Genomic DNA, 22,714 nt, shown 5'->3' with positions numbered 1-22,714 from the left:
CAGAGGGCCGTCATGACAGCTGGTGCAGGCGCGGGAATGGAAATACTTCTTCAAACTGGCGGCAGAATGAAAGGATGTCGAGATCGGAAAACCGCCGGCCGACCACCTGCAACCCGACCGGAAGGCCGGATGCCGACAGGCCGCAGGGAAGGGACGCGGCGGGCTGCTGCGTCAGATTGAAGGGATAGGTGAAAGGGTTCCACTGGAACCAGTTGGACATGCCGCGACCCTCGGGAAAATCGCGCCCGGCCCCGAATGCGGTCAGCGGCATCTGCGGCGTCAACAGCAGGTCGAAACGCTGATGAAAGTGGTTCATCGTCCGCCCGAGTGCCTGCCTGGCGATCGCGGCCGCATAAATCTCGTCCGAGGACGGGCGCATCTGCAGAGACGATACGAGGTTCGGATCCATGTCCGCACGGGCAGCCTGTTCGATCGCGCCGACCATGTAGCCCAGGCCGCCGAAACACAGCGGACGGACGATGTCCCAGGGGTCATCGAAGACATGGTCGATCTCCTCGATCTCCCACCCCGCCTCCCTGAGAGACTGCACGGCGCGGCTCGTGACGTCGAGCACGTCCTGATCGACTGTGGCAAAGCCCAAGGTCCGGCTGTATGCGATCCGGGGAGCGCTGCCGTCCTTCCGTCGCTGAAGCACCGGCGTCGTGGCGATCCAGTCACGCCAATCCGGGGCCCTGAGGATGTCGAGCATGATCTCGGCGTCCTCGACGGTTTGCGTGATCGGACCGTAGGTGACCATTTCCGGCAAGGCGCTCAACGGATAGGCCGGAACAACGCCGAAAGTCGGCTTGAAGCCGAAGACGCCGCAGAACGAGGCTGGAATGCGGATCGAACCGGCGCCATCTGAACCGAGATTGAGGGCAGCAACACCAAGCGCCGCCGCCACAGCCGCCCCGCCGCTGCTGCCGCCGCTCGTCCGGGACGGCATCCATGGGTTGCGGGTGATCCCGGTGAGGGGGTTGTCGGTCACGCCCTTCCAACCCCATTCCGGCAGCGTGGTCAGACCGAGTATAATCGCTCCGGCCTCGCGCAGGCGAGCAACGGGTGGTGAATCCTCGGTGGCATCGATCTGCTTGACCTTCGATCCCCAGGTCGTGGTCATACCCGAAACCAGGCAATTATCCTTGATGGTAACGACGACGCCGTCGAGCGTTCCCAGCGGCTGGCCGGACCGCCATCGCTTCTCGGATGCCGCCGCGTCGGCCGCGATCGCATCCCGGTCCCGCAACCTGATGAAGTTCAACTCCGCATGTGCGAGCGCTTTGTCATGGGACGCTTGCGCAAGCCGTATCGGCGAGAGTGCCCCGGTCGCGAACCCTTCGATCTGTGTCCTGACCGGCACGGCCAGATCGTCATTGGAACCGGACTGCATGATGCACTTCCTGAGCACGGAGCGCAGCCGCCATGCCGACGGCTCCGCTCATGGTTTCACAGCGTGGGGAGATCGCTCGGGATCGGTTCGCGGAACCACTTCTCCGATATCTTGTTCAGGTCGCCGTTCAGCTTCTTGGTGAGAATGAAGATGTTGATCCAGCGCAGGAGATCGTCGCTGCCCTTGGAGACACCCATGTAGAGCGGCGACTTCACGATCGTGATCTTGCTCTCGATAGTCTTGTCGGGATTGTTCTTGGCGATCTCGGCCGCGGTCGTGTTCGTGTTCACCAGGACCTGCGTCTGCCCCGTCATCCAGGCGGAAATCGTCGTGGCGTTGTCCTCGAAGCGCATGATCCTGGCGCCGGCGGGCGCTAGCGAGCTGATCAGCAGGTCTTCGGTATTGCCGCGCGTGACACCGACCGTCTTGCCGGCAAGATCGGCATAGGACGAGATCGCCTGGTTCTTCGCGGCAAAGACGCCCGAATACAGCAGCGCATAGGCACTGGAGAACCAGATCGACTTCGCGCGATCCGGATTGGCGCCGAGCGCCGCGATGACGATATCGACCTTGTCGGTCTGCAGGAACGGAATGCGATTGGCGGCAATCGTCGGAACCAGTTCCAGTTGGACGCCCATGTCCTTGGCAAGCAGCCGGGCGACGTCGATGTCGAAGCCTTCGGGCTCGAGATTCGTGTTCAGGAAGCCCCATGGCGCGAGGTCCTGGACAACCGCGATCCTCACCTTCCCCTTGCGGAGAATCTCATCGAGCGTTGCGGCCCTGGCGATCGTGGCGCCTGAGATGAACGAGGCGACGATCGCCAGGCACAATGACAGTCTTTTCAACATGATGTTGCCCTTCCCGTTGTTATGTTTCGTTTCGACCTAGTAGATCGGGCAGTGGTTCAGTGGAGGATCTGGGCAAGGAACTCGCGCGCCCTGTCCGTCTTCTGCTGCCGGAAGAAATCCGAAGGGGCCCCCTCTTCGACGATGCGGCCGTGATCCATGAACACGATCTTGTCCGCCACCTGCCGGGCGAAGCCCATTTCATGGGTCACGCAGACCATGGTCAGCCCGTCTCCAGCGAGCGTGACCATGACGTCGAGAACCTCGCGGATCATTTCGGGGTCCAGCGCAGAGGTCGGCTCATCGAAGAGAAGGACCTCACTCTGCATGCATAACGCGCGCGCAATCGCGACCCGCTGCTGCTGCCCTCCGGAAAGTTGGTGCGGGTAGCTGCCCGCCTTGTCGGCGATCCGAACGCGCTCCAGATAGGCTCGCGCCACGTCCTCGGCTTCGGTGCGGCTGCGCCACGCGACCAGTCTTTGAGCGACGCAGCAGTTTTCGAGCGCCGTCATGTGCGGGTAGAGATTGAACTGCTGAAAGACCATCCCGACGCGGCGCCTGATGCCGCGGATGTGCGCCGCATTGCCTGCAACCGTTGTCCCGCCCAGCAGAATGTCGCCCTGCTGATGACGCTCCAGCTGATTGATGCAGCGAACCAGCGTCGACTTGCCGGAGCCTGAAGGGCCGCACACCACCACCTTCTCGCCCTTGCCGATCTTCAGATCGACCTCGGACAGAACCCGGAAATCGCCGAACCATTTGCTGACCTTGCGAAACTCGATCGCGGGCGCAACCTGTGACATCTGTGTGTTCCCGAGCCGAAGGGTCAGTTGTTGAAAGTGAAGCGCCGCTCCAGGCGACGGGCCAGCAGCGAAATCGGCAGGTTGATGGCCATGTAGAGCGCGCCGATGATCGCGAAGATGAGGAACGGTCTGTAGGTGATGTTGTTGAGTACCGTTCCGGCCCGCGTGATCTCCATGAAGCCGACGATCGAGGCCAAGGCCGTGGCCTTGACGACCTGGACGAGGAAACCGACCGTCCCCGGCGTGGCAATCCTCACGGCCTGCGGCAGCACGATGACGCGCAGCGTGTCGCCATGCTTCATCCCGGATGCCATCGCCGCCTCCCACTGCCCTCTCGGCACCGCCTTCAGCGCGGCGCGCCAGGTCTCGGTAAGGAAGGCCGCCGTGAAGGCGATCAGGGCAACGGAGGCCGCCAGCAGCGGCGAAACGTTCACCTGAAGCAGCGGTAGTCCGAAGAAGCAGAGGAACATCAGCATCAGCAGAGGCATGCTCTGGATCGTCGCGATCACCATCGAAACGCAAGCATCGGCGAGCCTGCTTCCCAGTGTCGTGAGCAGCGTCAGCAGCGACGCCACCACAGCGCCGCCCAGGAAGGCGATGAGCGAGAGACAAAGCGTCCAGGGCAGTTTCCCGATGATGGTGGAAACGATGCCCCATGTCGTGAACTGACTCATTGGCGCAGCTCCCGCAGCCAAGGAAACAGCGCCAACCGGATCCGGCCGTAGGCCAGCGAGAAGGACAGCCCGACGGACACGTACATGGCCGTGACCAGGATGTAGGTCTCGAAGGCCCTGAACGTGCGCGTCTGGACGAACTGGGCGGCACTCGTCAGGTCCTCGACGGAGATCTGCGAGATGACGGCGGAACCGAGGAAGATCAGCACGAACTGCCCCACGAGCGGCTTGTCGACCTTCGCCAGCGCGGGCGGCAGCACGATGCGCAGATAGACCTGTAGCGGTGTCATGCCCTGCGCGAGCGCGGCCTCGCGAATCCCGCGGCTGCCATCCATCAGGCCGCCGCGGATGATCTCGGTGAAATAGGCGCCGGCGTTCAGCGACAGCGCGACGAGCGCAGCCGCTTGAGGAGACATCCGCCAACCCAGGCTCGCCATCCCAAAATAAATGAAGAAGAGCTGCACGATGAACGGCGTATTGCGGATCGTCTCGACATAGGCGGAGACGGCCCAGGACGCAGGCCCTGGAACGGTCCGTTTTAGCTCCGCGCAGAAGATCGCCAGCGCAAAGCCCGCGAAACCGGCCAGACCGCATAGGACGATGCTGGTCAACAGGCCGCTCAGAAGCATGTCGGAATAGGCGAATACATCGCGGAACATCAACATGCTCACGCCTCCGCCAAGCGGCCGGCGATCCCGTTCAGGATGCCGGCGAAGCCCGCCAGTTCGCAAAGCTCGATATATTCGTCAGCCTTATGAGCGCGCGTCAGTTCACCCGGCCCACAAACGACCGTCGACCAACCCGCCTGCTGGAACAGGCCGGCTTCGGTACCGCCGGAGAAGGTCTTTCGGCCGCGGGCCAGGCCGATGGATCGCATAAAGGCCTGCGCCGAGCCGTTCTCTTCGGGCAAGAGGCCCGGAATATCCGTGACGACCTCGATATCGATATCGCAGCGCGGGGCGCCAGCCGTCACCGGACACTGCTCCAGCTCCTGGGCAAACGCCCGCAACCGCCTCAGATAGGTGCCGTGGTCTTCGGAGGGGATCGTCCGGATATCGACGGAGAGCGTGGCCGCGTCGGCGACAGCTGTGGGAGAGCTGCCGGCTTGCAGCACACCGCAGTGCAGGGTGGTGTATGGAGGCTCGAAGCGCTCATCCTGCGATGCCTGATCGAGAGCGTTAGCGCGCTGTGACTCGTCCAGCCAGCAGACGAGCCGGGCTGCCGCGGTCAGCGCGCTCGCTCCGAGGTCGGGCCTCGACGAGTGGACGGCATGGCCCCTCACCCGGCCCGCAAGCTCCATATAGGCCTTGTGCCCTTCGACGAGTTCATTGCCCGTCGGTTCGCCAACGATGACGCCCAGTGGCGGCGGCAGCGATCTGCTTAAGGTATCAGCAAGGATGCGCCCGCCTTTGCAGCCAACCTCTTCGTCATAGGACAAGGCGATGTGCACGGGCCGACGGAGCCCGGCAGCGCAGAACATCGGAACCGACGCCAGCACCATCGCCACGAAGCCGAGCATGTCCGACGTGCCGCGCCCGAAGAGCTTCATTTCCCTTTTGGTGAGAACCCAAGGGTCCGATGCCCAGTGCTGCCCGTCGGCCGGCACGACATCGGTGTGCCCCGACAGAACGACGCCGCCCGCCACATCGGGACCGATCCTAGCGTGCAGGCTGGCCTTGTCCCCCTCCGCGGACGGATAGATTGCGCTGTCTATGCCATGCGCACTCAACAGATCCCGGCAGAATTCAATCAGCGGCAGGTTCGACTCCGACGATACCGTCTTGAAGCCGATAAGCCGGGCGAGAATCTCCTGGGTTTCCTCGATCATCTGCTCGGCCGATCGTCGTCGCCGGACTTGGTCAGCGCGGGATGGATTGCACGGTCGAGCATTTCGCGCGCGATGATCGCGCCGGGCTTCACGAGCCTGTCCACCATCAAGACGCCGTCGAGGTGATCGACTTCATGTTGGACCAGCTCAGCCTGCGCGCCTTCCAGCTTCGGAAAGGAGATGAGTTGTCCGGAAACATCAAGGCACTCGAACGAGATCTCCCTGTGACGCATCACGGCAGCGCAGACTGAAGGCAGGCTGAAGCAATCGTCCCAGAGCGGGAACATCTCCTCTGATAGCCAGGTGATGCGCGGGTTGATCGCGATAAATCGGCCCATGGAACCGTCGAAAGCGATCATTCGATAGGGAGAGCCGATTTGCGGCGCCGCCAGAGCATTGCCAAAGCCAAAGCGCTTTTTCAGGCTGACGAGCGTATCAACCAGGTCGTCGGCATCGCTTTTCCATTCGGAAGTTCGGACGTCGACGGGGATTGCATGGTGACGCAACCTTTCGTCACCGAACATTACTATGTCGCGAACCGGCATGTATTATTCCCCACGCCCCTCTGTTCACTAGAAGGGTTATTGCTTCTGCTATGAAGAATAGAGAGCGGCGGGAAACATTTGCGCCAATTCGCCGTGCGATCTGGTGCAATCACATCATATTGTGCGGATCCGTGATCCGCGTAGTTCATATCGCCCGATCAGGTGCTTTGGCACCTTCACGAACTCGATTTCCACGCCGGGTCTCCGATAGCCACATTGCTCGACCAGTGGCGAGCTGGCGCCACAGGCTGACATTGGGGCGATGCCTCAAACCAGACTTTCGTCACCGACAGGTAGCGTCCCTTCCCTACCCACAGCGGCTGTCAGGCTCGATCAGCACCAAGCGCGACCGAGCTTCCTCGAACTTTAGCTTCCATTCAGTGCAGGGCAGCCTTGTCCTTACCGCTGACAGGCGCAATGTCGGCGAGCGATAGTGTTCCGGGCGGGAAACTATCATTGACACAGGTCGGCGGGGGCGTTAGTTTGCCATATGGCAAACTTTTTCTCTCTGGACTTGGTTTTCAACGCGCTCGCGGATCCCACCCGCAGGGCGATCATCGGTCGGTTGACCAACGGCCCTGCTTCCGTGAGCGAACTGGCAGAGCCCTTCGAAATCGGACTTCCGACCTTCCTGAAGCATATTCGGGTGCTTGAGGAGGGCGGGTTGGTTTCCACCACGAAAGCCGGACGTGTCCGCACCTGTAACCTGACGCCAGGCGCTCTAAGGAGCGCGGACACCTGGCTTCAACTCCATATCGCAACATGGGAAGAGCGCCTCGACCAGTTGGAAGCGCATCTTGCCCATCTGAGTGAGAAAGATCGCGACAATGACTGATGGCACGCCCCATTCCGGTTCTGCCTGGGCCGCTTGGCCGCTCGATCGAGAGATCGTTCTGGCCAGGGTGATCAACGCGCCTCGCGACAAGGTTTTTGAGGCTTGGGCGGACCCCGCACAGCTTCCGCTGTGGTTTGGCCCCAAGGGCCTAACAATCGTGACCCACGAGCTCGATCTGCGGGAGGGCGGGATCTGGCGGTTCGACATGGTCGGCGAGAATGGGGTTCGCTTCGGCAACCGGATGAAATTCCTCGCTATCACCCGACCCCTGTTCATCGAAGTCGAGCACGGAGCGGACAGGGACAATGACCCGGGTCGGTTCAGGATGCTTGTGGCATTCGACGAGCAGTCGGACGGCAAGACGGTTCTCACGCTGCGGCAGCTCCATCCTTCGCGTGCCCAGCGTGATGCGACAATCGGTTTCGGAGCTGTCGAGTTCGGTAATCAGACGCTTGATAAACTGGCCGAACACCTGTCGCCTGCAGCGGAATAGAGGGTTCAGAGCGCGCTGTATCTGTTGTGCAGCTGCCGGCGAGATGTGCGTCTCCCAACCAAATCATCAGGATGCTGGCAACATCAGCGATTTGAGGAGAAGGGTCCATGAAGATGGTCCCTTTTGAAAGAGGGTTTGCTGAGGACGCTTGGCGGCTGACCAATCAGCATCGGCAGATGCCAGTTTCGCTTCCTGAGTTTTTGGAGCGGGAGGCCCGATGGCCCACTAGCGATCTTCGCCTGCGATGGCTTGGATTTGAGAATGAGTGCGCGGTGGCCTTCGGCCAGATCGCCTACTCACCTTACGTTCCCCAGGACCACCTCAGCGTCGCCATCATTGTCGATCGACACTGGCGATGCGAGGGGAGAGGTGGTGCGATGCTGGCCCTGCTTGAGGCCGAGATGAAAGCCTCCGGCTTGCTAGGACTTGTCGCCACACTGCCGGAGGCAGGGAGAGAAGCCCGAAGATGGGCGCAGGAGCGTGGCTTCAGACATCACGCCCTCCACTGCGACTGGCTGCTGGATTTGCATGGGTTCGAGCGACGGAAGTGGGTTCCGACAGGCGTCTCGTTTTCCGACATGACCGGCGCGCAAACTGCTGATTGGCTTGAGGCGGCGCAGCTGTTGCAGACACTGGTAGCCGATGCACCCGATATGGATGGCTTGCCGCCGTGGACGATCACGCGGTGCCTTTCGATTATTCGCGACGGTCCGGCTGCGCGTCCGGATTGGGTGATCACCGCGAGGGAGGATGGCAATCTGGTCGGCCTGACGATCGGGCATAGCATGGAGGATGCGATCTATAGTTACTTCACTGGCGTCGTGAGCAGGTGGCGCGGGCGTGGACTGGGGCGAGAGCTCAAGTCGCGTCTGATCGAGAGCGCGCGACGCTGCGGGGTCCCTACGATGAGGTCGACGAACCTTGATACCAACATCTCGGCATTACGCCTCAACGAGGCTTTGGGCTTCCACCGCATTCCCGGTAGCGTCGAATTGCGCAAGTTGTTGGAATTGGCGTGATCAAGACAAATCACGTCGCGGTGCGGCCTGCAGAAGCTGAGGGTAAGCTTGCGCCAGAAGGGCCCTCTGCTTTTATTGGCGAAATGCGCCACTTCCGGACATTGGGCCTTTGCCTGAAAGCAGACCTTCTGAAATCGCCGTGCCGCGATCGAGGCCTCGGCTTCAGCGAGCGTTGCAGCTTACCTGGACGCTTATGCTCCCGGCCTCGTCAGCCAGATCCGGAGGCGATAGTTTTGCGCCTTTCGGGATGGGATCGACACTAACTCCGTTGCTTTGGAGGAAGGCGATCAACCCCGTAGCTCGGATGGCGAAATTCACGTTTTGAGGCACATCGCCAGACGCTACGAGCGTTTTGAGCGCATTCAGCTTCGAGGTGACGACGCCGACCACGTTACCTTGCTCGTCGAGCAATGGCCCGCCGCTATTGCCCGGTTGAATCGGCGCTGAGATCTGGATGTAACGGGTATCGTCGCCGATCCCCGCCAAGGCAGTGATGTTGCCCAGAGTGAAGTTGCCGCTGGTAGCCAGAACCTGCGTGAGCGGGAAGCCAAAGGCGGCGACGGTCTCGCCCAGACGCGCGGTCATCCGGATCGAGGACGTCTTCTCGCTCCGACGTTCCGAGACCAGCAGGGCCAAGTCGTTGATCGGGTCGCGGGCGACGATCCTAGCGCTCGCCTCCGGAAGAGACCGCCCGCGGACCTTTGCGTCGAGGCAGCTTTCGACAACATGCGCATTCGTGACGAGGTGCCCCGAGCTACCGACGAAGAAGCCGGTCCCTGACGAGGTCCGCGCCACCGGCGGCGGCTGAGGGGATGATGGAGCCGCGGCCGAGGGACTCGGAAGGGCTGCTACCTCCGTCGAGGCAGACGCGCTGCCGGATCCCCGCGGGATGTAGCGCTCGTCTTCCAGATGCTTCCTCAAAGCCGTCGGGAAATCCACCGTGATCTCTCGCCCGGGTGGGCACGCGTCCTTGACCTTCTCGACGGCACATTCGGTCAGCGGCCAATCGGAGCCGCGATCGTAGAGCGGCAGCATCCGGCTCCATGCGTCGTCGAACTCGCCGACGACGGCTTTGATCGCGACCCATGCCGACAGGAAGCCGTTCGACCGCCACATCTCCGGGCTCTTCGCTGCCCAGTGCTCCATTTTGTACAGGCTTTGTCGCATGTACCGTTGCGACGAGGGCGCAAGCGTAATGTCGACCACCCTCGTACCGCTCAGCCGCGATACCCTCGTCGGCGCGATCGAGGCTGCATAGTAGGTGTACCGATAAAGAAATGTGTTGTCGCTGTGGATGAGCTCGGCGACCCCATCGCCATCGACATCCTCGAAGGAGTAGCCGACGTCCCCATCGGCAGTCTTGCCGGAAACAGCCTGCCAGGAGCCGCTCTGCGGTACGATGAACTTCGTGACGGTGCAGCAATGCGCACCGCCCCAGAAGGACGAGAACATCAGCTGGTGGTCGTCCGATGCGGGGTCGAGGCGGAGCGCCACCAGCTTGGCATTCGGGAAGGAAGCGGTCGCCTCGTCCAGCTCGAACTTGAGCGGCTGTCGGTCGGGCTGCGAGATGGTTACACCGGCGATGTTGCTTCCATCGACCTTGCGACTGGCGACGACGAACCGAGCCTCTCCGAGTTGGGCTGACAGGGGGCGCTTGCCGTCATACTCCAGCTGGAACTCGAACTTGGGTGACGTCGGGACCCACACCTCACGCACATAGCCGTCGCCGCGGCTGAATAGCATATCGCTCGGTGCGTTGCCCTCCCGAACCAGTTGTTCCTTACGGGCCTTTGCATTCGCCACCCTCTCGGGCCCGGCGACGATGGCGAACCAACCATTCGTCGCCTGCACGACGCGCACGGTGGGCAGCAGGTAGCGGTAGGCCCTGGCGACGCCGATGGCCTCGTCCTCCGCCTGACGACTGGCCAAGGCAATCCATCGATAATCGCCCTTCTGTGAGAAACTCGATTGCTGTGCCAGGCACGGACCACCGACCCCGAACACAACCGCCAGAACCATCGCGAAACGCATCGAACCACTCACCCGACAGCTCCGACCAAACTACTCACCCCGCGTAACCGCTGCTTTAATCAGCCCTGATCCTCAACGCATCCAGGGTTTGCGGGGTAATGGTGCCAGTCGGCTTCAGGCCGTAATCGGTTTGCAGCCGGGTCAGCGCATCGCGCGTGTCCTGGCTCACGGTGCCGTTGATCGGCCCGCTGTAATATCCGAACGCCAGCATCGCCATCTGAACCTGCTTGACGATGGCCGCGAACCTGTCGGTGTTCCCCGGCAAGATGACGGGGTTGCCACGGGCCGGCGAGCCACTAGCGGGCCTTCCGGCGCCACCGCCGACGGACGGCGCGGAACCGGCATCCGGCGATCGAACGGATGGGGACGGGACGGCCGACGAAGCCGGGGGCGTATACAGCGGCGCCGAGTAGGAGGGAGACGGGGACGAATAGCTCGGCGACCTGTAATAGCTTCCGCCCGACGACGATCGATGCGAGCTATGACTGCGATGGGAGCTATGGCTCCGGTGCCGCGCCAGGATGTATTTGTGCGGAAGCCTGAATACGTCGAACAACGACTTGTCAGAATCCGGCCTTGCGGCGCCGGAGACCCCATCGGGTAACGACGCCGCGTCGGTCTTCATTGGCATGAGGCCTGCCGCTAGCAGCGACGGGATGGCGAACAGCCTACGCTTCATAGCAACCCAAACCTCGTGAAGCCGCGATCATCGGTCTGCCACTCGAAGAGTCCGCTACATTCCGCCTTCTCCGCGCAGCCATCGCAAGCCGCGGGATAGCGACGCTTCCAATCCGAGATCGTTGGAGGCGCGAGCTGCCGGTAGTCACTCGGAACCGTGCAGCGGGGGAAATTATAGAGCCAGACGTCCAGGCCGCGGCTTCGCGCGAGGTCGATCGCCTCACCGACGGGCTCGAACCGCTGGGAGTGGTCGTGGAACAGCTCGGCCCAATTGAGCCGACCGTACCCAATGTTTTCGAGCTGCATGATCGCCCAGCTCGTGGCGAACGGAACGTGCGAAGCGACGAAGCGCGCCAGCGCGGGCAACGCCTCGACATTCCGGGTCATCAGTACGGTCCGGAGCTCAAGCGTAGCTCCCGATCTCGCCAGGATTGCCAGCCCTTCAGCGAGTTTGTGGAAGGCACCGACCTTTCCCACGATTCCATCGTGGACCTCGCTGTCGCTCGAATAGAGCGGGACGCCCCAGGTCACGCGATCGCGGGGCAGCCGCCACAAGGCACTCACATCATCGACATCGAAATGCTGCGCGTTCGTCAGGACATGGAAGCTGAGGTCCGGCCGCTGTCCCAGCACTCGTTCAAGAAATGGGAGCAGTTGACCTTTGAAGAGCGTCGGCTCGCCACCAGAGACGCCTAGAACGGCACCCTTTGGCGCGAGCAGAGCGGCGGCCTCGAAATACGGGAACATGTCGACATGACCCCGCTTCGGCGGCTGCGAGCACATCACGCAGAGCTGGTCGCAGCGCTCCGTGATGAGGAACGTGTTGTGGGCCGACCCTGCGCGAACCAGGCGATGAGCGATACCACGCGCCGGGTTCACGAAGACCACGTCTCCGTCGACATCGTCGGCATCGACGCTTTTGAGCTCAAGCTCGATCGAGGCGGAGCGATAAACCAGCCTCCCCGATCCGACGAACTCAAGATCGACATCGAACGGGGTTCGTCCCTGCGTCCGTTCCAGCTCGAAAGCGCGGCCTTCGGAATTGAGGCGCGCAATAAACGGACCGGCGCTTGAGGTGCTCGCGGCGATCTGAAGGGGGATCATGATAGCTTGGGCGCTAGGTGCGCACCCCAGTTCGCGATGCCTGACCACTGAGCCAGGGAATGATCGGCGGCCGCATCACCCCGGTACATCAGTTCGAAGACATGATCGAAAACACTGGTGTGCCGTCTGCAGAACCAGGTGTTGCTTCGCGCATGGTCGCTGCGACCGTACCGCGAGAGGTCATCGATCAGGTCCGATCCGCAATAGGGCTGGAAGGCACAGTGAATGCAGTCGGGATCGAAGCTGTTGAGCGACGCCGCATTCAGGATGTCCCGTTTCTCCGCCGCGATGCCGGTGAAGACGTCCCCGATGGACAGGTCGATGCGACCGATCCGAGACAGCATCCTCGCCTCGTCCGTCGGGTACAGTTTTCCATCGTGGTCGATGACCACGTAATCAGAGCCGAAGAAATTGGGATTCCTTAAATCGACGTGATCGTCGGCGCCCGGACGCAGCGCGCGTCGCAGACACTGGGAGAAATAGTATTCCTCCAGCCCGGCGCCTGTTCGGTAGTTGAGGTCGACTAGGTGCTCCACGAATTCGCGGTGGAGCATGTTCCATCGCTCGATATCGGCGTCGACGGACCGAGCGCGCCGCGCGAAGCCCTGGTGATTGATCGGCCGCAGATAGATCGAGCGCATGCCGCGAGAGCTGTAGGCTTCGATCAACTCATCGAAGTCGGGGGGATCGTCGATGTCGATCGTGGGCAGTGCCGAAACCTTGTCGGCTCCCAGCCGCTCCAGTACCTGATCCAGGTTGCTTAGGAACCCTTCGGTGGCCGAAGTCGACCGCGTTCGCTGCCGGGTATGGGTGGCGAGATCGCCATCGAGGGAAGTGCTGACGAAAGTGTCCGGGGCGTCGAGGAAGGACCATTCCTCGGATCCCAGCCTTTGGAGGTTGGTGCAGACCACGAACTTGGACGACGTGAACCGCCGGCGACAGAACGAACGTACCTCTTCGAGCAAATCCAGGCGCAGCAGTGGTTCACCGCCCTGGAACTCGATCTTGACGTCACTCGTCGTCAATCCATCGAGATAGCGCAGCACGGCCTCGGTCGTGTCCTCGCTCCAATCGTACCCGCGAGCGTTTTCGGCCGCGCGAGAGACCTGACAGTACGTGCAGGTCAGGTTGCACCTGAGCGTCGGCACCAGGATCACATAGCCAAGTTCGGTTCGGATGGCTTGCCGTTGGCTCCAGCGGTACGCGAAGCTCGTGTGAGCCAAATCACCGGCCTCTTCGAAACCGTGGCCGCCGAGGTGAAGGAAAGCCTTGTCCCGTGCCGTCAACCCGCCCGAAACGTACCGATCCAGGAAGGTGGCGTCAGCGCGGAAAAACCCTCCGGCGTCGTCGGTGAAGAGATAGCCGTCCGCCGCCCCTCCTCGAAATCTTAGCGGCCAAATCTTCATCGCAGCACGACGCGCAAAAGCGCCTGGCGCATCGAGAGAGTCTCGGCATAGATCTTCTCGCGATACAGGATATGCAGAAAATCAGCCCGCAGTTCAGGATCTGCAGCTTGCTCGCCTTCGAGGTCGACGCCCGCTTCACCTGAGACGACACGGATGCCGGCATGTCGGCTCTCGAAGCGCACGATCGCTGAGTCCAGATAACCGTGAAAGGACGCCGGGATTGAGATATGGCAAGTCATGGCGATTGGCCGGCTGAAGGTGAGAGGCTAGACTACCTTTGCGTGTGGCCGCGCGCCTTGCAATAGCTCGAAAGTCGCGGCGGTTTTTTTGCAAGAGGTTTTCGAGCGATCGCCTCGATCCGGCATTCAACAGACACTGGATGAGAAACGACCGCTCCACGCCCGCCGTTGCGGTGAAGCGATTGAAAACAATGAGATAGTCGAAAGCGCCAACTGCGGACATTGAGTGGTTGCCCTGCAGCGGACGTTACGGTGGGTCCGACCAGCAGATCGTAACCAGGCCGCAGTGTTCTGCCTGCTGACAATCCATACGAGATCGGGCCGAAGCGCCGCTATGTGTCGTGACATCGGATCAGCCCATCCGACCTCAACTGAATCGCAACTTCTGCGCGGATCCAGATCATCGGGCGCTCCTAGTATGCCAGCCCAAATGCGCCGCCGAGACGCGTCAGTGGCTGAAATGCCTGCAGGCCATCACGCTTCTCTCGTCGTTATGATCACCGCGATGCTGATCTTAGGGAGGCGGTACTGCAAAAAGAGGGGCTCGGAAGCACACACAGAGACCTTGCCGGCAAAAGCACGCGACAGAGCCGCTCAGGCTCACGCCAAATCCGCCGCAGCGCGTCCCCTCTGGCTTACCGTTGCAATCGACCGAGCCTCCTATGAAATCAGCCGATGAGCTGGAATGAAGATCGCGCAGCACCTTGATCTCGTCCAGTGTCATCTCGACCCAACCAAGTCGTCTTGCGGCATCGATACTTTCAGGCTGCATGTCATCCTCCATTATCTGATTCCGATCAGGTTTGCTCCGACGCTGGTGCCGATCTGCCTGGCCAGGTGTGAGCTGTCGACAGATTGCGAAGGTATGACGCGCGTTTCGCGGAGTTTGCGACCGCTGTCAGCGAGCTGAGTAGGCCCCATCGTTATAAGGAGCGTGTCCTTTCGGTTTCGATTGAGGCTGAAGAAGGAGCCGCCTCCGTTCGCGGTCACATCGACAAAGCGCCAGGACGGAGTGACATTGCCGGAAGCCTCGATGAAGAAGGACACTAGATGCTGAACCACCTGTAGCCGCCCCCCTCTCTCGAAGGGATCGGACGTGTTCCGGGCCAAGCTGCCAGCGAAAACGCCTGAGAACAGCGTTTCCTTTATCTTCAGGTCGCCTTCCATCAAGAAGGGATGCTTCTGGTCGCATTTTGCGTTGGCGTATTGTCGTTCGTCGAGCAGGTCACGGAATACCAGGAACCAAGTGATTTCCTGTTCGCGGGTGGCGGTTGACGACAACCCCCCGCCTATTCCTAGTTCAGCGGAGCGTGACGCCGTAATAAGCTCGCCGCCGCGAAGTGTATTGCTGTAGCTTCTGAAGAATTTTGTTAAAGCTAAGCCAGGACTAAGACCAATCTTCTCGTCAACATTGATCGTCAAGGTAATCTTAGCGGCCCATTCTTTCAGCCATTCGACATCTTGTTCGGGGCGTAATTTGTCATAGGTGAAGACAACTGCATTTCTAAGCTCGCAGTGTACGTGAACGGTGACGCTCTGGGCAAAAAGTGCTGCCGCTTCGGCAGAGTCGTCGCTGAGATCCAATCGCGGGGCTGTTACTCCGCATGCCGCCAGCATGAAGGAAATACAGCACATGAGGTACGTCGATTTTCGTTTCATTTCGCCCCCGCGGCGTGGCTCCCTAAGGGAACACGCGCTTTGGTGTATTGCAAGGCGGAGTTGTGCGTATGGGTTGTTTCTGTTTTGCCGGGGCCACGACGCGAAGTCGATCGATTAACTGATGTCCAATCCCTAATCGGCTCGAGGTTCGCGATTCCCAAGGCCGTCTTTGAGCAGAATTATCATGATGCGATGGACTGTTGAGGGGCGCCATAAGCGGAACTTAGGCCTCCGCCCAAAAGCAGACCTCTGCGACGCAGAATGGCGTGACCATGCGCCAACGAGGCTGCGTCACCGCGCCGGCGTGCCGCCGCACCTGGTGCAAAGTGGATGGGCCATGCATCAATGCGCACGACGGCCATCTATGCCGTCCTTTCCGGCCCGGACGAGAGATATTCGCGGAAAATGATGTGGAAGTGAACGATGAGTGAAGAGGAGGAAGGCAAAAGCCAGGATCTAGGATTCCCGTGGCCCAAGCTCGGCGACAAGGCATTCTCCAGCGCTGCCCGGCCGATCGATAACGTGGTCATCAACACGAGTGGCCACGGCAAAACCTGGAGGATGACAGACGGGTATAAGCGGGCTGCCGATCATCTGGTGAAACTGGCCAACGCGAATTGGCATGAGCGGGAGCATCTGGTTTACCCGATCCTGTTCAACTACCGCCACTTCATTGAGTTGTCGCTGAAGTCGCTCATTGATGAGTTCGGCCCGGAAGTGGGTGTGCCGGCGAACTGGAAAACCCACGACCTGATCGTCCTTTGGGAAGCCCTGAAGCGGATCTATGAGATCTACGGCATCGTCGAACGCAACGATGAAGATACCGCGGTTGAGAGCGTCATCAAAGAGTTCGCGGTCATCGATCCCGGTTCATTCTCCTTCCGGTATCCACGCGATACGAAAGGCAACCCGGTGTCATTGCCCCAGAGCGAAGTGGATCTGGCGGAGATGGCAAACGTGATGGAAGCGCTGGAGGTCTACTTCAGCGGTTGCGAAGGCTATCTGGACCACATCCAAAATTCTCGCCCTTAGGCGAACATCGTCCGCCGTGAGTTCCGGAACGCCTTCACCACGTCGCCGTATGGGAGATTCTTAGGGCGCCTGGCTCCTGTTAGGGCGAGGATATGCAGGTTCTCGCCGGTGCGGTTGACGATGAGATCGCGGACGCTCCGCCACCCCTCGGGACGGATATTCCCGACCAGAGCGCGACGGACGGTCGAGGTGACGATATCGACCAGCTCAAGACCCGGCTCCGGCTCTGACGAGAACCGAAAATGCTCGTTCATGATCAGCCGGAGGTCGAGCGGGAAATTGTCGCCGTCATTCTTCTGGCTCGACTCGTTGGCGAGGAGTTCCTGGTACCACTCGCTCGCCTTTGCCTCGAAGCGCTTGGCAAACCGGAAATTGAAGTCAGGAGCTCTGACCCAAGCAATCGGCGTGCGGAGCGTATCCGTCTGCATCCACGGCATGATGAAGGTGGACCACCACACTTCCCAGGGCGTGGGGTTGGGAAGCTTGTCCTTGGCATCGATCACCCATTTGAACGCCGCCAGCTCCCGCGGGCGCCTCTGAGCGTAGTAGTTGGGTGCAATATCCAGCACGTCCCGGACCAGTAGGAAGGTGAGCATCGTTTGGACGTAAAGGGGCAGGCTGAAGCCTTCCGACTGCCGCCGAGCCTTCGCTATCGCGTCCACGACCGTCTGATGATGGGCATCCGTCAGCGTGTTCGTCATCCCCTCGGCTTGTCGTGCCTGGTGCTGGGCGACAATCTCCGCGTTGTGCATTCCGAGGTCGATGACGGTGCACTCGAACAGCGCCTCGTGTCGGCGCAAGAGCTGAGCCACCTGCGCCACCCGCGCCTCATCGAGCAGGCGTCCTTTTACCTCGCCCTTGTTCTGCGGAAGGGATTTGCGCATGCGCAGATAGGCGTTGCGCAGCTTATCCCACTTGCTTTCGGGGACGATCAGGGCGCCGACAGCGAAGATGCTGGTCGGCCCTCCCATTTCGCCGATGGACCCGGTCTCATCGATGAAGATCAGCATCCTACCAATTTACCGGGGACAGTTGCGGAAGCTGCCGCAAGAATCGGATTATCCTCAGTCAAAGCTCCTGGGGGGAGACATGGAAAATCCAAAGCCGTACCGGCTGCACCCATTCCTCGTGTTGCTCGGCATTTTCGGCGTCCTGGTGCTGCTGGTGGCTGCAAACATGCACCACATCTGGAGCGCCGAAGGCAGTCAATGGCAGAACCTCGGAGCCCGCGCCGATCTGTTCGCTGGTATTGCAGGGCCGCTCCTCAGCTTGCTCGGCTTCGGCGGCGTGCTCTTCACGCTGTACCTGCAGCAAAAGGGATTAGAGGAAGCGCAGGCGGAATCCCGCAAGCTTCAGGCCGCTCAAATACGGCAGAGTTTCGAGGCAACGTTCTTCCGAATGCTGACCCTGCACAACGACATCGTGAGCAGGATGGACCTTCGGGATAAGGAGAGCGGTGACGAGAAGGCTACCGGCCGCGATTGCTTTCGCCTCTTCGTTGAAAAGCTCCGTAAGGAGCTGCGAGCGAGCATCGTGTATCCGCCCGAAAACCTATCGAAAAGCATCAACGAGGCGTATGCGGAGTTCTGGAGACGCAACCGTCACGATCTCGGGCACTACTTCCGGTTCCTCTTCAATCTCATCCGCTTTGTTGATGGCGCGCATTTGCCGCTGCTCGATGGTGAAAAGGGCGATCCCAAGCAGAAATATATGAAAATCCTGCGCGCCCAGCTGTCCGATGGCGAGCTGGTCATGCTATTTTACAACATGCTGTCATCGCCTGGATATCGCTTCCGGCACTATTCCAAGAAGTACGAGCTTTTGGACAACCTCCAAAGCGGCCTGCTTCTGCATGGGACACACGTCGGTCTGCGGGCCGGGATGGGCCCGCTGGATGACTTCCCGGCACTTGGCCTGCCCCCGCAGACCGAAGTGAACGAGGAGCAGCCCGCGTGAACGTGGATCGGTGCATCTGATGCTGAAGAACTTCTCTTTGAAGGAATTTCTGGAGAAGGCCCAGGTTGGGACGGCTTCTAAACTGCCGTGGCTGCATACGACTCAGGCCGGGCATCTGCCGGCGATCCTCGGGACCGGCCGCATCGCGGCGATGCCATGCAATGTCTTCCGGGGCGAAAAGCTGACGTACCTGTTCGTGGGACGGCCCGCGTACAAGTACCAGCTGGAGGCGGGGGAGACACCGTACTGGCTGCTTCCGACCGTCTTCGTTGTCCGCTTCCAGACGGACCCAAAGATCAAGCGCCTCTTTCCCTTCGATAGCGGCGCCTTCGTGAACAAGCGGCTGCCGGAGTATGTCACCTTCTTCGGCAGGGAGACTTTCGAGCTGGCGCCCGAACGAGAATCCATTGGGAGGGTCGTGTCCGCGTTCTTCGGCGACGATCAGAGCTATGTGAAGCGCAACCCGCGTCCTGCCGAGAAACTCGATGATGAATACAGCCTCACGCCAAGGCATGCGGCAGTAAAGGCCATCAACCGACTCTACGCGGAGAAATCCGCAGAGGGATTTGACGATCGGGCGGCAGCGATTGAGCTTCAGCTTGAAACGGACATCGACCTCACCCCCGAAAATCTGCTCGGGGTGGTGATGCCTGAGGAGTACAAGCGCGACCGCGAAATGGTGAAAATCGTCAAGTCGATCACGCCGCGCATTGAATTCTATGAATGCCACCCGATTAGCGGCAACAGCTATTTTTCCGCCATCTACAGTGCCGTGAACACGATCTACCGAAAGGCGGGGATACGCCTATGAGCCGCCGGTCGCGGGCCGATCTGTGGGGCTCCATCCGGCTGGTTGATGTGCCGGACTCGATCGGCATCCCGCTTTTCTCGGTTAGCAACAGTAATTCGCTCTGGGTATCCGAGACAGACGGTGACTTTCGGATCACCCGTTTCCTACTGCTCCCGCCCGATGCGCCATACCGGCTTGTCCAGCAGATCCCGCCCGGCGTCACTCGGCGACGGATGATGATCGGCGAATATGCGCCGGTGCCGTTCTGGGTCAATGGCAAGCTCCACCATGTCAACGGGAACGCCTACCCCGAGGACGTGCCGGACATTGCGACGCAAAGCCCGGAGGCCGCCGAAGTCGTCGATGATGTGCGGCGCCTCCTCGATGATGCGCGGAACGGGCGCTTCAAAGCGCGGCTTCAACGGGATGAAGCGGAGCGCATTATCGACGCCTTCCCGGACGTTTTCGAGGAAGTGCCGGTCCATTCGAGATATTGGGTTTCTCGCTTTCGACTGGCAGCAGCCGAGACCGTACCTGGCTCGCGGTCGGAAGACCTTTCTCAAAGGCTGCGGAGTATCGGAAGACAGTGGTTAGATCGGTTCGCCTCCAAGACCGACACAGCCCGCTTCAAGGGACTTGTCGATGCGGGGCACGCGGGCGTCTTCTCAGATCAGGAGGTGAAGAACCTCTATTTCGCGTACATCATCGACCTGATCTCTCGCGGGAAACTTGCGGAGGCTGCGCGCGGGTTTCTCAAAGACCCGGGCTTCGCCTCGCTATTTCCGGCGGGGATCTTTGAGTTCCATCGGTTCAATCAGTGGCCAAACACGCCATTCGAGTATCGTAGGCCGAAGGTACTGACCGATCCGCTGCTGGCGGCCGTCCGGGACAATCACGAGAATCCGGAAATGCTGGCTGCACTACGCGGGGTCGCCTACCTCTATTTCGGAAGGAAAGATGCCCCGCTCGACTTCAGCCAAAGCTTGTACCCGTTCCGACGGGCCGCCCAGCGTGAGCTGCTGGAAGGGCGGGAGCGCATGCGAGAAATTGAGAGCCTGAGAACGGGTTGGGACTTGCATCGAGACGAATATCTTCAGCAGGTGGACCGGGTTCTAAGCGCCTTTGACCGCCTGAAATACCTTGAAGGCATCGATTACGCCAATACGCGACTGGTAAAAGAGCCTAAAATGAAGATACTCGGCCTGGAGTCGGCTTATATCGAGCACCTTCGCTCAGACGAGTACTATCTGACTTGGAGGCGGGAACGCAACGAGCCGGAAGATTGGCACGATACATGGTTCAAAGGCTAGAAAAGGGGACCTCTCGGTCCCCCTCTCCTCGCCACTACGTGAGCAGCGCGATGATGATGACGAGAAGCCGTGTCGCCATAGCTTCACTCATTTGCACTTCAAACGCGAACCTGAAACCCATTGTTGGGACTCCAAGGTTCGCCGGCCGACAGAACCCTAAAAAGGATTGAGGATCGGCATCCGGACACCAGTGCTGTTCATCGGCAGCGATGCAATGCGCATTGCGGGCGCCGCCGGTATTTCGAGCTTGCGAGTTTTGCGTTGGATGCTTTGGGGAGTGTCGCTTTGCGAGCTGTGCTTTGATGCGTTGGGTTCTGTGGTGCGTTGCGTGCGTTGATGAGCTGGTGCGTTTTGCGGTGTGTCGTTTGCGAGAGAGCGTTTGCGGCGTTTAACAGAGAACGTGAGCTAGAGCTTTTTCATCAAATGGGGTCGGTTGAATTGATCAGATTCAACCTCGCTTGCCCGAGATGGGATGGCCGGGGAGAATTGGCAATAGGCGATGGTCAGCTTTTCTTGCCCTGTCTCAGAGACTCAGGCTTGCGACGAAGCGATAGGCATTCACCAGAATCGCGCCGACGCCCACAAGCGATCCGAAAAGCGCTGCGGCTCTGGCCCAGCGATTCTCCAACAAGCGGTCAATTCGATGAACCCAGCCGCGGCCGGCAGTTCGCAGTTTGCCCTGCTGTGCGGCGACGATAACGTGTCGGAAGAACTCCACCTTGCAAATCGTGGAGCTGTTCATACGGATGAACTCTTTCCGTTTGAACGCCTCGGCTTCCTGCTCTCCGGTGAGAAATCCCCTGGGCGGCTTGCCATTGAGCAGCATCAGGCTCGCCATTCTGGGATCGGCCGCATAATCCGCCCCGTACTTGACTTTCAGAATGTCATTCAGGTTCAGCCGGAACTCTATTGGCACGCGCGGCGGCTCTTCGCCGGTGAGCACCCTGAAGCGATGTTCGAGGTGCTCGAAGCCAAAAACTTGGTTCCGCATATTCCAGTGGACAAAGTACTTGTCTTGGTTGTTTTTCACGAACGAGAAAAAGCGCGACAGTAGCTCTCGCTCGATATCATCATAGCGGGCTTCAACGTCATCTCGTCCTATGCCTAACTCTTCAGCGATTGAATGCAGGCAGAAAGTTTGGGTCTGGCGCAGCTGAAACTGCATAACGACCACCGACGTAATCCGCGGCGAAAAGGCTTCGATCCCCTCATCGTAGAGCGCCTGGGACGAATAATGGATGATATAGAAGCGTTCGGGCTGTGTTCTGACAGCTTTGAAAAAATTGCTCGGCTCGATCATGCTCAGGCCCTCGCACCCTTCTCATGTAGCCGGTACGGCTTGGGCGCGAGCATCCGCTCTTATCACTTAAAATTTTGTTACAAGCAAATCTAGCGGCGTTAACCAATCAGCCTTGAGCGATCGCCCTTTCATTCTCATAATATTCGCAGTGAAATAGCAATGATTGGCAAATAAAAATCCACCTCTCGAAAATCTAAACTCTTGGAAGAAGGGGCAGTCGGGCAGCCCGGCTGAATCAAAGGAGGGATTGATTTCGATCAACGCTCGCGTAAAGCGCCTCTTGGAAGAGGATAAGCCTCCGAAGGTTTTGCTGGATCTTATACGTGAAAAGTTGGGTGGGCGGCAATCGATGCAATGATCGTCGTCGCCGATATCAGATCCTTGGAAGGCGATTCCACCTTCTTCAAAGCCCTCGCCGAGCATGGCTGGGGCAAGCCCGGCGCCTCGATCGAAATGACGCATAAGGCGATGAGGACGCGCCCGTCATCTTCACGGTGAAGATCGACAATTCCTAGGGGCGGCTCCGTGATTGCGGGAGTTCGTCTACCAGCGGCCCAAACTTTAGCTGTCGGGAAACTCCGCCAGATCAATTCAATGTCCGCTCTGGCCAGTTCCAGCCCTTCGACTGCGGAGCTCATCACACTGCCCGAAACCGGACGCTCCCAGGGTCTGCATAGGGCCAGGAGCGGCACATTCTCATAAACGCTCTCGGTGGTTTCAGGCCCCCGCAACCAACGATAACCAATGCCCCGTCTCTCCCCGAGACGGGGCTTTCGC

The 22,714-nt window shown here is 60.1% G+C and carries 23 protein-coding genes; 8 read left to right on the top strand and 15 right to left on the bottom strand.

Annotated elements, in window-relative coordinates; translation table 11 throughout:
* Nucleotides 1-10 precede the first annotated feature (10 nt).
* Genes CS1GBM4_RS24285 through CS1GBM4_RS24255 form a run of 7 tightly spaced genes read right to left on the bottom strand, consistent with a single transcriptional unit; the run spans nucleotide 11 to nucleotide 6,085 of the window.
* Nucleotides 11-1,390 carry an amidase gene (locus tag CS1GBM4_RS24285; protein ID WP_186421340.1) on the bottom strand — a complete coding sequence of 460 codons (1,380 nt, stop codon included), beginning with the start codon at nucleotides 1,388-1,390 and terminating at the stop codon, nucleotides 11-13.
* 56 nt (nucleotides 1,391-1,446) lie between these two features.
* Nucleotides 1,447-2,238: a transporter substrate-binding domain-containing protein gene (locus CS1GBM4_RS24280; protein WP_186421339.1), complete on the bottom strand. Its 792-nt coding sequence runs from the start codon at nucleotides 2,236-2,238 to the stop codon at nucleotides 1,447-1,449.
* Between the two features lie 56 nt (nucleotides 2,239-2,294).
* Complete coding sequence (locus CS1GBM4_RS24275) at nucleotides 2,295-3,038, bottom strand: amino acid ABC transporter ATP-binding protein (protein WP_186421338.1); 744 nt, start codon at nucleotides 3,036-3,038, stop codon at nucleotides 2,295-2,297.
* Between the two features lie 23 nt (nucleotides 3,039-3,061).
* A complete protein-coding gene (locus CS1GBM4_RS24270) occupies nucleotides 3,062-3,712 on the bottom strand; it encodes an amino acid ABC transporter permease (protein ID WP_186421337.1) in 651 nt (216 codons plus the stop codon).
* The gene (locus tag CS1GBM4_RS24265) at nucleotides 3,709-4,377 is read right to left on the bottom strand and encodes an amino acid ABC transporter permease (protein ID WP_186421336.1); all 669 of its coding nucleotides are present in this window, start codon (nucleotides 4,375-4,377) and stop codon (nucleotides 3,709-3,711) included. Before CS1GBM4_RS24265 ends, CS1GBM4_RS24270 begins: the two co-directional genes overlap by 4 nt.
* A 2-nt stretch (nucleotides 4,378-4,379) precedes the next feature.
* A complete protein-coding gene (argE, locus tag CS1GBM4_RS24260) occupies nucleotides 4,380-5,540 on the bottom strand; it encodes an acetylornithine deacetylase (protein ID WP_186421335.1) in 1,161 nt (386 codons plus the stop codon).
* Nucleotides 5,537-6,085, bottom strand: coding sequence for a peptide deformylase (locus CS1GBM4_RS24255; protein ID WP_186421334.1), 549 nt, complete (start codon nucleotides 6,083-6,085; stop codon nucleotides 5,537-5,539). The genes argE and CS1GBM4_RS24255 overlap by 4 nt, the downstream gene beginning before the upstream one ends.
* A 490-nt stretch (nucleotides 6,086-6,575) precedes the next feature.
* Here CS1GBM4_RS24255 and CS1GBM4_RS24250 point away from each other — a divergent pair, with 490 nt between their 5' ends.
* From CS1GBM4_RS24250 to CS1GBM4_RS24240, 3 genes are all read left to right on the top strand, one after another.
* Complete coding sequence (locus CS1GBM4_RS24250) at nucleotides 6,576-6,920, top strand: metalloregulator ArsR/SmtB family transcription factor (protein ID WP_186421333.1); 345 nt, start codon at nucleotides 6,576-6,578, stop codon at nucleotides 6,918-6,920.
* Nucleotides 6,913-7,413, top strand: coding sequence for an SRPBCC family protein (locus tag CS1GBM4_RS24245; RefSeq protein WP_186421332.1), 501 nt, complete (start codon nucleotides 6,913-6,915; stop codon nucleotides 7,411-7,413). Before CS1GBM4_RS24250 ends, CS1GBM4_RS24245 begins: the two co-directional genes overlap by 8 nt.
* A 107-nt stretch (nucleotides 7,414-7,520) precedes the next feature.
* Nucleotides 7,521-8,432, top strand: coding sequence for a GNAT family N-acetyltransferase (locus CS1GBM4_RS24240; RefSeq protein ID WP_186421331.1), 912 nt, complete (start codon nucleotides 7,521-7,523; stop codon nucleotides 8,430-8,432).
* Nucleotides 8,433-8,594: 162 nt separating this feature from the next.
* Here CS1GBM4_RS24240 and CS1GBM4_RS24235 read toward each other — a convergent pair whose 3' ends face one another.
* The 6 genes from CS1GBM4_RS24235 to CS1GBM4_RS24210 all read right to left on the bottom strand — a co-directional run bounded on the left by CS1GBM4_RS24235 (nucleotide 8,595) and on the right by CS1GBM4_RS24210 (nucleotide 15,525).
* On the bottom strand, nucleotides 8,595-10,463 hold the full coding sequence (locus CS1GBM4_RS24235; RefSeq protein WP_186421330.1) for a serine protease: 1,869 nt from the start codon (nucleotides 10,461-10,463) through the stop codon (nucleotides 8,595-8,597).
* Nucleotides 10,464-10,518: 55 nt separating this feature from the next.
* Complete coding sequence (gene hxsA, locus CS1GBM4_RS24230) at nucleotides 10,519-11,142, bottom strand: His-Xaa-Ser repeat protein HxsA (RefSeq protein ID WP_186421329.1); 624 nt, start codon at nucleotides 11,140-11,142, stop codon at nucleotides 10,519-10,521.
* On the bottom strand, nucleotides 11,139-12,245 hold the full coding sequence (gene hxsC, locus CS1GBM4_RS24225; protein ID WP_186421328.1) for a His-Xaa-Ser system radical SAM maturase HxsC: 1,107 nt from the start codon (nucleotides 12,243-12,245) through the stop codon (nucleotides 11,139-11,141). Before hxsC ends, hxsA begins: the two co-directional genes overlap by 4 nt.
* Entirely contained in the window at nucleotides 12,242-13,651 is a 1,410-nt protein-coding gene (gene hxsB / locus CS1GBM4_RS24220) for a His-Xaa-Ser system radical SAM maturase HxsB (RefSeq protein WP_186421327.1), read from the bottom strand. The genes hxsC and hxsB overlap by 4 nt, the downstream gene beginning before the upstream one ends.
* Nucleotides 13,648-13,890, bottom strand: a complete 243-nt coding sequence (locus tag CS1GBM4_RS24215) for a hypothetical protein (protein ID WP_186421326.1) — start codon at nucleotides 13,888-13,890, stop codon at nucleotides 13,648-13,650. Before CS1GBM4_RS24215 ends, hxsB begins: the two co-directional genes overlap by 4 nt.
* Before the next feature lie 783 nt (nucleotides 13,891-14,673).
* Nucleotides 14,674-15,525, bottom strand: a complete 852-nt coding sequence (locus CS1GBM4_RS24210; protein ID WP_186421325.1) for a hypothetical protein — start codon at nucleotides 15,523-15,525, stop codon at nucleotides 14,674-14,676.
* A 447-nt stretch (nucleotides 15,526-15,972) separates the two neighbouring features.
* On the opposite strand from CS1GBM4_RS24210, the gene CS1GBM4_RS24205 reads away from it, so the two are divergent.
* A complete protein-coding gene (locus CS1GBM4_RS24205) occupies nucleotides 15,973-16,581 on the top strand; it encodes a hypothetical protein (protein WP_186421324.1) in 609 nt (202 codons plus the stop codon).
* Here the strand turns inward: CS1GBM4_RS24205 and CS1GBM4_RS24200 are convergent.
* A complete protein-coding gene (locus tag CS1GBM4_RS24200) occupies nucleotides 16,578-17,591 on the bottom strand; it encodes a DUF3800 domain-containing protein (RefSeq protein WP_186421323.1) in 1,014 nt (337 codons plus the stop codon). The genes CS1GBM4_RS24205 and CS1GBM4_RS24200 overlap by 4 nt on opposite strands.
* Here CS1GBM4_RS24200 and CS1GBM4_RS24195 point away from each other — a divergent pair.
* From CS1GBM4_RS24195 to CS1GBM4_RS24185, 3 genes are read left to right on the top strand one after another with little or no spacing between them, the layout of a single operon-like run.
* Nucleotides 17,578-18,537, top strand: coding sequence for a putative phage abortive infection protein (locus CS1GBM4_RS24195; RefSeq protein ID WP_186421322.1), 960 nt, complete (start codon nucleotides 17,578-17,580; stop codon nucleotides 18,535-18,537). The genes CS1GBM4_RS24200 and CS1GBM4_RS24195 overlap by 14 nt on opposite strands.
* Nucleotides 18,538-18,556: 19 nt before the next feature.
* Nucleotides 18,557-19,348: a hypothetical protein gene (locus tag CS1GBM4_RS24190; protein WP_186421321.1), complete on the top strand. Its 792-nt coding sequence runs from the start codon at nucleotides 18,557-18,559 to the stop codon at nucleotides 19,346-19,348.
* The gene (locus tag CS1GBM4_RS24185) at nucleotides 19,345-20,637 is read left to right on the top strand and encodes a hypothetical protein (RefSeq protein ID WP_186421320.1); all 1,293 of its coding nucleotides are present in this window, start codon (nucleotides 19,345-19,347) and stop codon (nucleotides 20,635-20,637) included. Before CS1GBM4_RS24190 ends, CS1GBM4_RS24185 begins: the two co-directional genes overlap by 4 nt.
* 523 nt (nucleotides 20,638-21,160) lie before the next feature.
* Here the strand turns inward: CS1GBM4_RS24185 and CS1GBM4_RS24180 are convergent.
* Nucleotides 21,161-21,937 carry a hypothetical protein gene (locus CS1GBM4_RS24180; RefSeq protein WP_210201626.1) on the bottom strand — a complete coding sequence of 259 codons (777 nt, stop codon included), beginning with the start codon at nucleotides 21,935-21,937 and terminating at the stop codon, nucleotides 21,161-21,163.
* A gap of 354 nt (nucleotides 21,938-22,291) precedes the next feature.
* Here CS1GBM4_RS24180 and CS1GBM4_RS24175 point away from each other — a divergent pair, with 354 nt between their 5' ends.
* Nucleotides 22,292-22,435, top strand: a complete 144-nt coding sequence (locus CS1GBM4_RS24175) for a hypothetical protein (protein ID WP_186421319.1) — start codon at nucleotides 22,292-22,294, stop codon at nucleotides 22,433-22,435.
* The last annotated feature ends 279 nt before the right edge of the window (nucleotides 22,436-22,714 follow it).

This window comes from Allobosea sp. CS1GBMeth4 (assembly GCF_900185715.1).
Lineage (GTDB): Bacteria > Pseudomonadota > Alphaproteobacteria > Rhizobiales > Beijerinckiaceae > Allobosea.
This window is presented reverse-complemented; position numbering and strand designations above follow the sequence as displayed.